Below are 14,618 nucleotides of genomic sequence, written 5' to 3'. Positions count from 1 at the left end.
GATGACCATGACCCTCCTCCGGCGGACTTCCGCAGCGCTCGTAGCGGCAGCGGCCGGCGCCCTCCTCGTCGCGGCGCCGGGGAGCGGCGTCCCCCCGGCGCGAGCCGCCGAAGGCCGCTACGCCGCCGACATCAGGCGCACCGAGTACGGCATCCCGCACATCTCCGCGAAGGACCACGGCGGCCTCGGCTACGGCTACGGCTACGCGTTCGCGCAGGACAACCTGTGCGTCATGGCCTCGTGGGCGCTCACCCTGCGCGGCGAGCGGTCGCGCCACTTCGGCGCGGACGCGATGTCCGACGACGTCACCGACCCGATCTCCAACCTGGCCAGCGACGTGTACTACAAGAGCGTCGTGGCGTCGGGCGCGCTGCGCCGGGTGCTCGCCCGCCCGGCGCCCCACGGCCCCAGCGCCGCGCTGCGCGCGCTCGTGGACGGCTACGTCGCCGGGTTCAACCGCTACCTGAGCGACACGGGCGTGGCCAGGCTGCCCGACCCGGCCTGCCGGGGCAAGACGTGGGTCGGCCCCATCACGGCCACGGACGTCTGGATGAACCTGCTCGACCTCGGCCGCCTGGGCGGCAGCTCCCAGTTCAAGGAGGCCATCGCCGCCTCCGGGCAGTCGCGAGGAGAGCGTCCGTCGAAGAGGGTGACCGCCCCCGCCAGCAACGCCTACGCCCTCGGGCGCGAGGCCACCCGTGGTGGCCACGGCATGCTGCTGGCCGACCCCCACTTCCCGTGGAACGGCAGCCGCCGCTTCTACCAGGTCCACCTGACCATCCCGGGCCTGCTCGACGTGGCGGGCGGCAGCCTCTACGGCACCCCCATGGTCCAGATCGGCCACAACGCGAGCATGGCCTGGACGCACACCGTCTCCCACGCCCAGCGCTTCACCCTCTACCAGCTCGAGCTGGCGCCGGGGCAGCGCACCACGTACCTGGTGGACGGCAGGCCGGAGCCGATGGGCAGGCAGGAGGTCACGGTCACCGTCCGGGACGCCCAGGGCGCGGTCAGGCCCGTCACCACCACCCTGTTCACCTCCAGGTACGGGCCGGTGCTCGCGAACGACTGGACGGAGGAGACGGCGATCGCCCTGGCCGACGCCAACGCCGTCAACCTGCGGTTCGCCGACGAGTGGCTGGCCATGGGCGCCGCGCCCGACGTGGCCGCCCTGCGGCGCGCGCAGGAGACGTACCAGGGCATGCCCTTCGTCTACACGCTCGCCACGGACGTCGGCGGCCAGGCGTACTTCGCCGACGCCTCGGTCGTCCCGCACGTCACCGACGAGCAGGCGGAGCGCTGCCGCGCCGAGGACGACCCCGAGCCGCTCATCCTGGACGGCTCCAGGTCGGACTGCCTGTGGGGCGAGGACGCGGACGCGATCGAGCCGGGCATCTTCGGCCCGGCCGCCCAGCCCCGGCTGGTCCGAGCCGACTACGTGGCGAACGCCAACGCCAGCCCCTGGCTGACCAACCCCGAGGCCCCGCTCACGGACTATCCGCACATCTACGGCAACGTCCGTACGATGCGGGACCTGCGGACCCGGGTCGGCCTCGACATGATCGCGCAGCGGCTGTCGGGCGACGACGGGCTCGGCGCGCCCGGCTTCACCCTGGAGACCCTCCAGAAGGCGGCCACCGGCAAGCGCAACCTGAGCGCCGAACTGCTCCGCCGCGATCTGCGCGCGCTGTGCCGGGCCGAGCCCGTGATGACGGCGAGCGACGGCGAGAAGGTCGACGTCCGCCGGGCCTGCGCCACGCTGGCGGCATGGGACGGGCGCGCCCGCCTCGGCAGCCGGGGGGCGATCCTGTGGCGGGAGTTCTTCATGGGTCTCAACGGCCCGCAGAGACGGCCCGACGGGTCGATCGCTCCGCCGAGGAGCTGGTGGAAGGTGCCGTTCGACGCCGAGCACCCGCTCACCACGCCGCGCGGGCTCGACATCACCGTCCCGGTGGTGCGGACCGCGCTGGCCGACGCCGTGCAGTTCTTCACGGCCAACGACGTCCCGCTGACGCTCACGCCGGGGCAGGCCCAGCGGTACGGCGCCGTCGCGGTGCCGGGGTGCACCGAGGGGGAGGGCTGCTTCGACCGGATCCGTACCGGCGGCTCGCTCGGCGAGGACGGCCGCTACCCGGAGGTCAACACCGGCTCCAGCTTCATGATGGCCGTGGAACTGACCCCGGAGGGGCCGCGCACCCGCACCGTGCTGACGTACTCGTTGTCGGCCAACGCGGCCTCGCCGCACCACGCCGACCAGACCGAGCTGTTCTCGCGCGGGCAGTGGGTGACCGAACGGTTCACCGAGGCCGAGATCCAGGCGAGCCCGCAGCTGGTGACGACGTCGCTGCGCTAGTCGGGCGCGGGCGGCGCGGCGCTCACTCCGCTCGTTCGCCGGGGGACTCGACCGTGGCGGGCAAACGCGCCGCCCGCTTCTTGCTGGTCTGGACGTCGACGTCGGCGGCCTCCCGGACACCCCAGAAGTTGTACTTGAAGGCCCGATGGACCTCCGGGTCCGTGATGCGGAGCATGGTCTCGTCGTTCTCGCGCAGCGAGGAGGGATTGAGGTTCATGCTGCCGGTGAAGACCACCTTCTGGTTGATCTCGCCGTTGTACGTGCCGTCGATCAGCAGGTCCTTCTGGTGCGTTCCCGGGGCGTCCGCGAACGTGCGGATCTCCGGGCCGTGATAGCCGTTCGGCGGCTTCAGCAGCGCTTCGAGGGCGGCCTTGCCGGCGTGCCGGTAGACGATGTCGACGTAGCAGCCCTGCTGGTCCAGCTCCCACAGCCGCCTGGCCACGGCCGTCCGCGCGATGTGCCAGGTGGAGACCCGGATGATCGTACGGTGGTCCCCGGTCGTGCCGCCCTCCGTGTTGCCCTTGCACGTGACGTGGCCGAGGATGTTGTACATCGTGTCGCCGTCCTCGCGGGGCGCGTAATAGAGCTTCATGGCCGGCGTCTCGACCGGCGGGTGCGTCTCGTAGTAGTCGGGGATCAGCTCCATCTCCACCAGGTCGTCGAAATACGCCAGGTAGGCGTCGTAGACGGCCTTGTCGGAGAGGGTGTAGGAGCTGTTCCACTGCCCTGTCCCCGAGCCGCCCTTCTTGAGGTTGGCGCTCGACTGCATCACGACGTCGGAGCTGCCGAGGGTGCTGGAGAACAGGTAGAACTTGTTGTGCATCTTCGACCCGTCGTCGCCGGGGACGTCGCCGATGCACGCGGTCGAGGAGTTGCCGTCGTGCCGGCAGTGGCTCGCCCACGACGGCCGGCTCGTGTCGCCGCCCAGCGCCGTGGCGAGCTCCTTGAACTGGTCGCTGTCCTTGGCGCCGCCGTCGGCCAGGACCTTGACGTTGACACCCCTGGCGTGCGCGGCCTTGAGGGCGGCGAGCACGTCGGAGTCGGTGAACTCGAACGCCGTCATCCTGATGTCCGAGCCCGCCGCCGCGCCGCCGATCAGCGTGATCAACTGATCGACGATCTTGCTTGCGTCCGCCGTGCCGGGATTGTTGAACACGGCTCCGAGCGGCGCCTGGCGTGCGGTCTGCGCACCGGCCGTGCCGGGCCACAGAAGGGGCAGGGCGATGGCCGCGGCCATGATGTCACGCGAGAGCATGGCGAGACCTTAGCCCGGCACGATATACGTTCGCTTTAGGTCTCCTCCCCGTTAGGCGTGCGGCTCTCGCGGTAGGAGACGTCCCTGGTCAGCGTGCGACTGAGGGAGAGAAGATGAGCCGCGCCGTGAAGACGATCGTGCTCCTGGCCACGCTGACAACCGCGGCGCACCCGGCCGCGGGCCACGCGAGCGCCCCGGTGCCCTGCGCGTCATCGGGCTCCACGAAACCGACGGTCGTCCTGGTCCACGGAGCGTGGGCCGACACCTCCAGCTGGAACGGAGAGGTGGACGCCCTGCGCCGGGCCGGTTACCCGGCGCGCGCCATCGCCAACCCGCTGCGGGGCCTCGACGGCGACGCCGCCACCGTCGCGGACTTCCTCAGGACCGTCTCCGGGCCCGTCGTCCTGGTGGGGCACTCCTACGGGGGTTCAGTCATCACGAACGCCGCCGCGAACGCCCCGAACGTCAAGGCCCTGGTGTACGTCGACGCGGCGATGCCGGACACGGGGGAGACCACCGCCCAGCTCAGCGGTCCGGGCTCCGTGCTCAACGGCGACCCGGCCGAGCTTTACGACACGGCGTCGTACGCGAACGCGCCCGAGGGCGCGAAGGACCTGTACCTCAGGCGGGACGTCTTCGTCGGCTCGTTCGCCTCGGACCTGCCGAAGGACACCGCCGTTCGCCTGTGGGCGACGCAGCGGGCCGCCTCGACCAGCGCCTTCCAGACCCCGTCGCGGGCGGCGGCGTGGAAGAGGATCCCGTCCTGGTATTTCGTCAGCACCGGCGACCGGATCATCACGCCCGAGTCGCAGCTCTCCATGGCGCAGCGGGCCCGCTCGAAGATCACCAAGTTCGCGGGCGGCTCGCACCTCACCCTGATCTCGCATCCGGAGAAGGTCACAGCCGTGATCGGATCGGCGATCTGCTCCGTGAAGGGGGACTGACCCCGACATCGCGTTTTCTTGCACGACGAGCATTGATGCGTGCCGTGCATCTTTGTAGGGTCTTCTGGTGACCTCGACCGAGAGCAAGGACGTGCTGATGGCCGAAGACAGCTTGACCGAGGAGTCTCCGAGCGTGAACCCTACGGAGATGCGGCGGATCCTGCCGGCGGACCTGGTGGAGCGAGGGCGTTGCCCGTTCGATCCGCCGCCGGGCCTGCGGGGCGAGAGCGCGGTCCGGCCGCTGGACCTGCTGAACGGCGCACGGGCGTGGCTGGTGACGGGGTTCGAGGAGGCCCGTATGGTGCTGTCGGACGCGCGTTTCAGCGCCGACAAGGTGCGCCACCGCGACGCGACGTCGCTGCAGCCGCACGAGGTGTCCGAGATGGAGGCGCAGCCGCGGAAACCGGAGGTGGCGGAGCGGCAGGACGGGCTCTTCGTCTTCATGGACCCGCCGGAGCACACCCGGTTGCGCCGGCTGCTGACGGGCCAGTTCACGGTGCGGCGGATGCGGGAGCTGGAGTCGCGGGTTACGGAGATCGCGGTCGAGCACATCGAGGCGATGAAGGCGGCGGGCACGCGGGCCGATCTGGTGCCGGCGTTCGCGCTGCCGCTGCCGTCGCTGGTCATCTGCGAGTTGCTGGGCGTGGACTACGCCGACCGCGAGCTGTTCCAGAAGCGTACGTCGATCGGGCTGAACGCGAACGCGACCCCGGAGGAGCGGGACGTCGCGCGCGCCGAGCTCTACGCGTTCATGCAGCAGCTGGTGGCGGGCAAGCGCGCGAACCCCGCCGATGACCTGCTGTCCGGGCTCGTCCACGACGCCGACCCCCCCCTGACGGACGCGCAACTGGTCGACGTCGCACTCATCCTGCTCAACGCGGGCCACGAGACCACGGCGAACATGCTGGGTCTGGGCATGTTCGCGCTGCTGGAGCATCCCGCGCAGCTCGCGGCGCTGCGTGCCGATCCCGGCCTGATCGACAACACGGTGGAGGAACTGCTGCGGTTCCTGTCGATCATCCAGCTAGGGGTCAGCCGGGTCACCACGGAGCCGGTGACGCTGGGCGGCGCCGAGATCCCGGCCGGCGCGACCGTCGTGATCGCCACGCCCGAGGTCAACCGTGACCCGCGGCACTGGTCCGATCCCGACGCGCTCGACGTGCACCGCTCGCGTGCCCCGCACCTGGCCTTCGGCCATGGGATCCACCAGTGCCTGGGCCAGCAGCTGGCCCGGGTCGAGATGCGCATAGGGCTGGGCGAGCTGATCTCCCGCCTGCCGGATCTGCGCCTCGCGGTCCCGGCCGACCAGGTGCCGGTCCGCAACGAGATGCTCATCTTCGGCGTGCATGCGCTGCCGGTCACCTGGTCCTGAAAACGGCCCGGGGCGCCGCCCCGGGCCCTCTCACCCCCCGCCGCCGCCGAGCTTCTCCGCGACCGCGCGGGCCGTCTCCAGCGCGCCCGCGGTCAGCCTGCCCTCGGCGTCCTCGGTGACGGAGCGGTCGTACTCGACCTCCACCACCGCGTTGCTCACCCGGACCCCCACGACCGCCTTCGTGGGTCCCCTGTCGCTGCCCTCCAGCGTGTACGCGGTGACATAGGAGTCGTCCCCGACCGCCGGCTCGGCCTTGGTGTAGCCCTGGGGGATGAGCGACGCCTCGTGCCGGCGGGCGACGAACTGCTCGTGCGCCTGCGTCACCCCGTCGGGGAACACCTTGGTGTACACCTTCAGCCTGAAGGTCATGTTGGTGGGAAGCCCCGCCCCGTACGAGGGCAGGGTCGTCCACTCGCACTCCTCCTTGTAGATCTTCTGCTGCTTGGGGAAGACCACCAGCTTGGTCAGCAGCTCCTCGCTGAGGAGCTCGCACGGGTCGACGTCGCCGGAGAACTTCGCCTCACCGGTCGGGGGCGGCTCGCTCGTCGGGGGTTGCGTGCTGGGCGGGGGCTGCGTGCTGGGCGGCGCGGACGAGGGCTTCGTCCGCGCGGAGACGGGCTCACCCGGCGGCGCGGGCGGCGGCTCCTGCCTCGTCAGCAGGAAGGCGACCGTGAACACCATCAGCACGAGCACCGCCATGGCCCCGCTGAGGAGGCCGGGCGTCACCCGGACTCCGCCGGGCCGGGGGGAGCGGGGCGGGGTGGGTACCTCGTTCATGTCGTTCCGTGGCGCGGGGCTCCGGTCGTCCGCGGAGCCCGGGGGAACGCCACTCCTCCTCTCGGGGACTTCTGGGTGAACGCCGCGCGCATCAGCCGGTCTCCGTCGACGGGACATCCCCGAGCGCGTCCACGATCGCGCGGGCCACCTTGACCGCTCGGTCCTGCTGCTCGGGTTTCAGCTCAGCACTGTCAGCGGCGGTCGAGTCGATCTCGACGACGAGGTTGCTGACGCGTACCCACACGATGCTGTGGGCCTGCGGGAACAGGGTCGACCACCAGTTCTGGGCGAAGGCCCCGTCCCCGAGGCCTTCGAGCTCGCGCACGGCCTGGTAGGTGCTGCCCTGCGCGCTGCCCTTCTTGGAGGCCTGCGCCCGCTTCCTACTGGTCAGGATCTTCTTTGCCGTCGCCACCTGCGGCGAGTGCGTGATGTGGATGTTGACGACGTCCTTCAACATGCCGACCGCCCAGTCGCACTTGGTGGTGTCGAGGCCGCCCGCACGCCTGCGCATCCCGGGCATGATCTTCTCGGCCTCCTGGTCGCTCACCAGCCGGCAGGCCTCGGGCGCTGCGGCGAAGCGGCCGTCACCCTTCGGCGCAGGGGCGGGCGTGGTCGCCGGGGCGGAAGCCGGCGGTCGCGGGGTGGAGACCGGCGGGTGCGAGGAGGGCGGGACCTGGGCGACCGGCGTGTTCCTCGGAGGGCCGGTGGTGGCGGACGCGTTGACCAGGACCACCGCCGTGATGGTGACGGCGGTGGCGGCGGCCAGGCCACCGAGCACGACGGGGAGCCTGCTCTTCCTGGAGGGGACGGGCATCGTGGTCGCCGTCATCGCCGAGCGGCGCGCCGGCAGGGGAGCGGCGATCGGCTGGAGTGCCGCTCTGACCTGCTGCGGGTGGGGGCGCGCGGCCGGGTTCTTGTCCAGCATCGCCGCCAGCAGCCCGCCGAACGGTCCCGCGTCGACCGGGGGCGGCGGGGGCTGGGTGAGCACCGCCGCGACGATCGCCATGGGGGAGTCGCGGTGGAAAGGGCTGCGCCCCTCCACTGCCGTGTACAGGGTAGCGGCCAGCGACCAGAGATCGGAGGCCGGCCCAGCGGGCTCGCCGCGCAGGCGTTCCGGCGCGACGTACCCCGGCGAGCCGGCCGCCCCCGGCCGCCCGGCCGCCGCGGTCGCGCTCGGGGTGTCGTCGATGTGCGCGGCGATGCCGAAGTCGGTGAGGACGGCCTCGCCGGAGTCGGTCAGCATCACGTTGCCCGGCTTCACGTCCCGGTGCAGGATCCCGCGCCGGTGCGCCGCCTCCAGCGCGTCGAGCACCCGCAGGCCGACGGACGCGACCTGGCCGGGCGGCAGCCTGCCGCTCTCCCGCAGGAGATCGGCCAGGGACCGGCCCGGGAGCAGGTCCATGACGATCCACGGCTGTCCCTGCTCGGCGAGGACGTCGTGCACGGTGATGATCGCCGGATGGTTCAGCGACGCCGCCGCGCGGGCCTCGCGCAGCGTGTCCGCAAGCGCTCTGTCCCTCCTGGCCGGGTCGGCGGGCAGGCGCACCTCCTTGACCGCGACCTCGCGGCCCAGCACCGTGTCGCGGGCCCGCCACACAGTGCCCGCGCCGCCCGCGCCCAGGGGAGCGAGCAGCTGGTATCGACCGGCGATCACGTGCATCGGTCAGGCCTTGGCGTCGAGGTTCTGGACGAGGTGCTTGATCGCCTTCTCGGTCTTCTCGCGCAACCCCGGCTCCTTCTCGACGTTGCGGGTGAAGCGGATCTCGCCCACGATGTTGCTGGTCCTGAACACCGAGTAGACCGAGGACTTCTTGGTGCTGAACGTGGTCTCGCTCTTCTCCCAGCCGACGGCCCCGTCGCCCGCGCCGGTGATCTCGAAGACCTCGCCCTGCTCGCCGCCGCTGCCGCCGCGTCCGGCCTCCGACTCGGCCTTGGCCCTGGCGCCCTGCACGTGTTCCTCGGCCAGCTTGGTCTCGTAACCGTCGCCCTGCTGCGGATACAGGAAGAGCGTGAGGTTGAGCGAGAGGCTCTTGTCGTCGCGCGACCTGGCCCACGTGCATTTGACGGTGGGCTCCACACTGCTGGTCAGGTATTTGCCCACGACCTCGGTGGCCTGGTCCCTGGTGAGCAGCTGGCAGGGCCGGGGGATGGCGGTGAACTTGCCGGGCGTGCGCGCGACGGGTGTGCCCGTGGCGGTCGGCGCGGGCGTGCCCGTGGGCGCGGTCGTCGTCGGGCCTGTCGCAGTGGTGGGCGCGGTGGTGGGCGCGGTGGGCGGTGTGGTGGGGGCCGCGGTGCTCGCCAGGGTGGTCGAGGTGGCGGGCGGGGTGGTGGTCAGGATGAGCGCGACCGCCGTCACGAAGACGGCGAGCACGGCCGCGGCGGACCCGTACACCGGGAGTCTGGGCAGCACCCAGGACGCCTGGTGCGAGCCCGCGGGCATGGTGGCGGCGGTGCCGCCGGTGAGGGGCTGCAGGGCCGCCCGCAACGCCACCGTGTCCTGGCGCCGGGCGGGCTCCTTCTCCAGCAGCCGCATGAGCACGGGCCCCAGCGCGCCCGCCCGCTGGGGTGGCCTGGGCGGCTCGGTCATCACCGCGCCGTGCGTGGCCATGGCGGTAGGACGGGCGAACGGCGGCACGCCTTCGACGGCGGTGTAGATCGTCGCCCCGAGCGACCAGAGGTCGGCGGCGGGCCCGGCGGGCCGGCCGGGCTCCTCCGTGAGCGCCTCGGGAGCGGTGTACCCGGGTGTCCCCATGGGCGCGCCGCCCTGCTGCCCGCCGGCCCTGGTGGCGATGCCGAAGTCGGACAGCAGGATGCGGCCGTCGTCGGCGAGCAGCACGTTGCCCGGCTTGACGTCGCGGTGCAGCAGCCCGCGCGTGTGCGCGGCGGCCAGCGCGGACAGCACGAACAGCCCGATCGAGGCGGCCCACTGCGGTGACAGCGGCCCGCCCGACTTCACGACCTCATCGAGGGAGCGGCCCTTGACGAGCTCCATGACGATCCACGGCTCGGCCCCCTCCACGACCACGTCGTGGATCGCGACCACGGCGGGATGCCTGACCTGGACCGCGACGCGCGCCTCGTGCAGGGTGCGCTCGCGCAGCCGCGCGTGATCGTCCGGCGAGAGGTTCGCGGGCAGGTGCACCTGCTTGATCGCCACCTCGCGCCCGATCACCGTGTCGTGGGCGTGCCATACGACGCCCATCCCGCCCCTGCCGATCTGCGCGATCAACTGGTAGCGCCCGCCCACGAGTCGTGGCTGGTTCACCGCATCATCACCCCTGGCGTCCTAGCGCCGCCGCGACCCATCGGGCGGCGTCACGCGCGCCCTTGCGCATGGCCTCGTTGTCGCCGATCTTTTTCACGTCGACGTATCCGATCTGCATCACGACGTTGCTCATACGGAAGATCACGTCGTGCCGTTCCACCTGGCCCTTGGTGTTGACCAGCTCGTAACTGAAGGCCTCGTCGCCGATGCCGTTGACCTCCGTGTACGCCTTGCTCTCCTGAAGGAGGGTCTTCTCCAGGCCGATGTCAGGCCAGTTCCATCTGATCTTCGCGCCGGACTCGGCGCTGTTGAGCTTGTTGACGAACTTCTCCGATGCCTCGTCCACGCTGCGTCCCCACGCGCTCTCCAGCGCGACCGGCTCCACCGGGATCACGGTGACGCCGTTGCCGCGCGCCGTCCACGCGCAGCCTTCGTCCTCGCTCGTGCCCTCGGGTGAGGCCTTCGGGACCAGCGTGCGCACCTGGGTGGGCGTCATGAGGGCGCACACGTCGACGGGCGCGCCGAACCTCGCGGCCGTCGCCGTGGCGGAGGGTGTCGCAGCAGGCGTCTGAACGGGGGCGGAGGTAGCGGCAGGCGTGCCGGCGGTCACGGTGGGCTGCAGGGTGGGCTGCGGGGCGGGCTGTGTGGTGGTCGGCGCCGATCGCGGCAGGAGCACGACGGTGGCCGCCACGGCCGCCACGGCCGCGACCAGGCCGGCGCCGACGAGGACCGGCCCGCGCCTGCCGCCCTGGCGCGGCACGGTCAGGGGTCCGGATGGAGGCCCGGACGGGGACCCGGACAGGGGTAAGGTCGTGGACCCTGACGGCGGGGCGGCGCCCTGCCCGCCTTCCGCCACCTGCCGCAGCAGGTGGGCTGCCAGCCGCGCGTCGGGGCGCTGGTACGGCTCGCGCGCCAGCAGGTGCATGAGCACCGGGCCGAGCCGTCCGGCGCGCTCGGGCGGCCGGGGCGGCCGGGTCAGCGCGTCCCGCAGCACCGCCATGGGCGAGGTGCCGGTGTAGGGAGCCTGGCCCTCGACCGCGGAGTAGAGCGTGGCGCCCAGGGACCACAGGTCGGAGGCCGGGCCGCCGCGCTCGCCGCGCAGCCGCTCGGGGGCGATGTAGCCGGGGGAGCCGACGAGCAGGCCCGACTCGGTGATCGTGGCCTGGTCCTCCAGCCGGGCGATGCCGAAGTCGGTGAGGACCACCCGTCCGTCGTCGGTCAGGAACACGTTGGCCGGTTTGACGTCGCGGTGCTGGATGCCGTGGGCGTGCGCGGCCGACAGCGCGTCGAGCACCCGCAGCCCGAGCGCCGCCGCGCGTTCCGGCGGCCACGGGCCTTCCGCGGCTACGGCGTCCTTCAGATCGCGGCCCTTGAGCATCTCCATGACGATCGTGGGCAGGCCGTTGTGGGTGAGGACGTCGTGGACCGTGATGATGTTCGGGTGCCGTAGCTGGGCGGCGGCCATCGCCTCACGTGTCGCGCGCTGCAGCGCCTCCTCGCGTTCGGCCGCGGTGAGCGACTCCGGCAGCAGCAGGGCCTTGACCGCGACGTGGCGGTCGAGGAGCTCGTCGTGGGCGAGCCATACCGTGCCCATGCCGCCCTGGCCGAGTGTCTGCAACACTCGGTAGCGGCCCGCGATTTTTCCTTCCCCGTTACCCGGCACGCGGCCAACAGTATTGAGGGCAGGTTTCAATTCGCTATATTTCACGCCGCAATCAATCGCATGCGTCCGAGCACCGGGAGCGATGATGACCACAGCACCACCTGTGCCACCTGCGTCCTACTGGCCGGACCAGGGCAGCGGGCAGCCGTCGACCTCGAAGCCACCAGGGTGGGCGATGGGCATCATGGCCGCCGCCGCGACGGTCGCGGTGCTCGGCGGCGGGCTCATCGCCGTGCGGAACGTGGGCACGCAGCCTCCCGTGGCGATGCCTCCCGACCCCGGAGGCAAGGTCGGCGCTCCGGCCACCCCGCCCACCGCGGAACCGACCCTCGGCCCCACCGCGAGCCCGCCCACCGCGTCCCCGCAGGACACGGCGCAGGCCTCGCCCTCCTCCACCGTGACCTCCACCTTCCCGCCGCTGCAGGACGTGCCCGAGGTGTGCGACCTGCTCCCCGCGAGCCTGACCTCGCGGCTGGCGCCCAAGAGCGAGTCCGAGCCGGGTGTGGCCAAGGACGGTTACGGCGCGAAGCGGAAGGACTGCGCGTGGAACCAGAAGGGCTACAACATGAAGGGCGGCTACAACGAGTCCCGCTCCTTCACCGTCAAGGTCAACGTCTTCCCGGACAACGACTCCGCCCGGGACGACGCCGACTTCTCGTGGCGCTCGATGCGTGACGATTCGGGCCAGACCAAAGACGCCCCGTACAACGCGAAGTATGGGGAGATCAAGGAAATCAGCGATCTTGGCGACGGGGCGTACGCGATCTACAACGAGCACACCGACAGGCGGAGGGCGATGGCCTGGATTCTCGTCGTCCGAGGCAACGCCACCATCGACATCCGTTTCCACGGCTCCGACAACAAGGGCCGCGAGATCCTTCCGAACAAGGACAGCCGGCCCGTCCCCGAGGAAGAACTGCTGCAGGGAGTGGAGGAGATCGCCAGGGAGACCCTCAAGAACCTCATGGGCTGAGGCGCCCCGCGTGCTCGCCCTGGGGAGGGCCTGTCACGAAACGCATGGTCATCCGGTCCGGACGGTGAAGGGGCCCCTTCGTGTACGAGCGCCGGGGGCCGCCATGTTCGCGAGCCAGGAGGGCCATACCATGAAGATCGCCGTCATCGGCGGGACCGGTCTCATCGGGTCCCGGCTGGTCGAGATCCTTGTCGCGCGCGGGCACGAAGCGGTGCCGCACGCGAGGTCCACCGGTGTGGACCTGCTCAGCGGCAAGGGCCTGCCCGAGGCGCTGACGGGCGCCGACGTCGTCGTCAACCTCACGAAGCCGCCGGCCTTCGACCAGACCTCACCCGCCTTCTTCCGTACGACCATGGGCAACCTGCTGACCGCCGCCGGGGCGGCAGGCGCCGCTCACGCGGTCATCCTGTCCATCGTGGGCGCCGACCTGGTGCCCGGCCTGGTCTACTACCGCGCGAAGGTGCTGCAGGAGGAGATGCTCAAGGCCGGGCCCGTACCGTACTCGATCGTGCGAGCCACGCAGTTCTTCGAGTTCATCGGCACGGTGATGTCCTGGACCTCCGACGAGCACACCGTCCGCCTGCCCGCCACCCGCCTGCAGCCCATCGCCGCGGATGACGTCGCCGAGGCCGTGGCCGGCGTCAGCGCGGGCGCGCCGGTGCGGGGCACCCGGGACATCGCGGGCCCGGAGGTCTTCGCGCTCGACGAGCTGGGCAGGATCACCCTCGCCGCCCGTGGCGACCACCGCGCCGTCGTCACCGACGACCGCGCCGGCATGTACGCGGCAGCCTCGGGCGACGCCCTCGTGGCCAAGGACGGCGCCGCCATCGCGAAGACCACCTACCGGGAGTGGCTCGCGCGCCGCACGCCGGGCGGTGCATGAGCGGCGGCGCCACCTGCCGGGAGCGGCTCGCGTGCCGGACGCCGGGCGGTGCATGAGCGACCCCTTCCGGGGTCAGGGCTGATCCGCCACCAGGGCTGCGAAACCGTCGAGATGGCGGGCAAGGCTGTACTCGAACAACCCGTCCAGGTCCGACACCACGTCCTCCTGAGCCGTGGCCAGCAGCGGGAATCGCCCGCTGCCGAGGAGCTCGCCCGTCCGCTTCCGCTGGGACAGCCGCCACTGGTCGAGGGTCACGCCGGTCTCCTGCTCGGCTTCGACCTCGGCCGCCATGGACTGGGCGACGGGGATGACCAGCGCGTGCAGCGTGAGCGCCTCGCGCATCCGTGCCGCCATCGTCAGCCCGAGCCCGTCGAGCGCGCGCAGGGTCCACTCGGTGTGCGCCAGCATAGCGGGCACGAGCAACGGGCGGATGAACGAGACGGCGCTGGGCAGCCAGAGGTGCCGCCGGCACAACTCCCACTGCAGGCGGGCGACCAGTTCGAGCTTGGCCCGCCACCCGTCCGGCCCCGGGACGGGCAGCTCTGGTTCGCCGAAGGCCTCGTCGGCCATCTGCGTCACGAGTTCGTGCTTGCCGGCCACGTGGCGGTAGAGCGACATCGGGCCGACGTCGAGCTCGGCAGCGAGCCGCCTCATGGACACCGCGTCGAGCCCTTCGACGTCGGCGATCGCGATGGCGGTGCGGAGCACCTGCTTCCGGTCGAGTGCCGGTTTGGGGGTGGCGTCCTGCCGCCGTCTCGGGGCGGCGGGACTCAGCCGGTCCGCGCGGGCGCTGACCACCGTGCCGGCGCCGACCTTCGTTTCGACCAGCCCCTCGTCGCGGAGCGCGGCCATCACCCTGGTCGCGGTCGCGACCGCGACGCCCCAGCGCTGGGCGATCTGCCGGATGGAGGGCACACGATCGCCTGGCCGCAGGTCGCCGGCCTCGATCCGGGCGCGGAGCTCCGCGACGATCCGCCGGTAGGGCGCTTCTTTCCGCGACGGCATGTGACCTCCGGATCTGACGCGGCATCGCCCGTCCAGTGTACTAGGTCACCTTCTCGTGTACCAGTGCACTTTCTGTTGCTCGTTTTCGCTGTACATGCACAGCGTGGCGCCACGTCCATACGATGTAC

General features: G+C 71.6%; 11 protein-coding genes. 5 read left to right on the top strand and 6 right to left on the bottom strand.

Going from position 1 to position 14,618, the window contains the following annotated elements; genetic code table 11:
* Window position 1: 1 nt before the first annotated feature.
* Window positions 2-2,353, top strand: coding sequence for a penicillin acylase family protein (locus ACTWPV_RS40095; protein ID WP_443155777.1), 2,352 nt, complete (start codon window positions 2-4; stop codon window positions 2,351-2,353).
* A 22-nt stretch (window positions 2,354-2,375) separates the two neighbouring features.
* Here the strand turns inward: ACTWPV_RS40095 and ACTWPV_RS40090 are convergent, their stop codons facing one another.
* Window positions 2,376-3,608: a phospholipase D-like domain-containing protein gene (locus ACTWPV_RS40090; protein WP_443155776.1), complete on the bottom strand. Its 1,233-nt coding sequence runs from the start codon at window positions 3,606-3,608 to the stop codon at window positions 2,376-2,378.
* Window positions 3,609-3,721: 113 nt separating this feature from the next.
* Between ACTWPV_RS40090 and ACTWPV_RS40085 the strand changes: the two genes are divergently transcribed.
* Together ACTWPV_RS40085 and ACTWPV_RS40080 are read left to right on the top strand one after the other, a co-directional pair.
* Window positions 3,722-4,552, top strand: a complete 831-nt coding sequence (locus ACTWPV_RS40085; RefSeq protein ID WP_443155775.1) for an alpha/beta hydrolase — start codon at window positions 3,722-3,724, stop codon at window positions 4,550-4,552.
* A gap of 148 nt (window positions 4,553-4,700) precedes the next feature.
* Window positions 4,701-5,924: a cytochrome P450 gene (locus ACTWPV_RS40080; protein ID WP_443155862.1), complete on the top strand. Its 1,224-nt coding sequence runs from the start codon at window positions 4,701-4,703 to the stop codon at window positions 5,922-5,924.
* A gap of 30 nt (window positions 5,925-5,954) precedes the next feature.
* Here the strand turns inward: ACTWPV_RS40080 and ACTWPV_RS40075 are convergent, their stop codons facing one another.
* From ACTWPV_RS40075 to ACTWPV_RS40060, 4 genes are all read right to left on the bottom strand, one after another.
* A complete protein-coding gene (locus ACTWPV_RS40075; protein ID WP_347648776.1) occupies window positions 5,955-6,701 on the bottom strand; it encodes a hypothetical protein in 747 nt (248 codons plus the stop codon).
* Between the two features lie 91 nt (window positions 6,702-6,792).
* Entirely contained in the window at window positions 6,793-8,361 is a 1,569-nt protein-coding gene (locus ACTWPV_RS40070; RefSeq protein ID WP_443155774.1) for a serine/threonine-protein kinase, read from the bottom strand.
* A 3-nt stretch (window positions 8,362-8,364) separates the two neighbouring features.
* A complete protein-coding gene (locus ACTWPV_RS40065; protein ID WP_443155773.1) occupies window positions 8,365-9,966 on the bottom strand; it encodes a serine/threonine-protein kinase in 1,602 nt (533 codons plus the stop codon).
* Between the two features lie 7 nt (window positions 9,967-9,973).
* A complete protein-coding gene (locus ACTWPV_RS40060; protein ID WP_443155772.1) occupies window positions 9,974-11,629 on the bottom strand; it encodes a serine/threonine-protein kinase in 1,656 nt (551 codons plus the stop codon).
* Window positions 11,630-11,804: 175 nt separating this feature from the next.
* On the opposite strand from ACTWPV_RS40060, the gene ACTWPV_RS40055 reads away from it, so the two are divergent.
* Both ACTWPV_RS40055 and ACTWPV_RS40050 read left to right on the top strand, forming a co-directional pair.
* Window positions 11,805-12,602 carry a hypothetical protein gene (locus tag ACTWPV_RS40055; protein ID WP_443155771.1) on the top strand — a complete coding sequence of 266 codons (798 nt, stop codon included), beginning with the start codon at window positions 11,805-11,807 and terminating at the stop codon, window positions 12,600-12,602.
* A 130-nt stretch (window positions 12,603-12,732) separates the two neighbouring features.
* Window positions 12,733-13,485, top strand: coding sequence for an SDR family oxidoreductase (locus tag ACTWPV_RS40050; RefSeq protein ID WP_443155770.1), 753 nt, complete (start codon window positions 12,733-12,735; stop codon window positions 13,483-13,485).
* A 72-nt stretch (window positions 13,486-13,557) separates the two neighbouring features.
* On the opposite strand, the gene ACTWPV_RS40045 is transcribed toward ACTWPV_RS40050, so the two are convergent.
* Window positions 13,558-14,490 carry a GntR family transcriptional regulator gene (locus tag ACTWPV_RS40045; RefSeq protein ID WP_443155769.1) on the bottom strand — a complete coding sequence of 311 codons (933 nt, stop codon included), beginning with the start codon at window positions 14,488-14,490 and terminating at the stop codon, window positions 13,558-13,560.
* Window positions 14,491-14,618 lie beyond the last annotated feature (128 nt).

Origin of the sequence: Nonomuraea sp. KM88, assembly GCF_052245635.1 — a bacterium.
GTDB lineage: Bacteria > Actinomycetota > Actinomycetes > Streptosporangiales > Streptosporangiaceae > Nonomuraea.
Note: the sequence above shows the minus strand (reverse complement) of the source record. Positions and strands in the feature narration are given on the sequence as shown.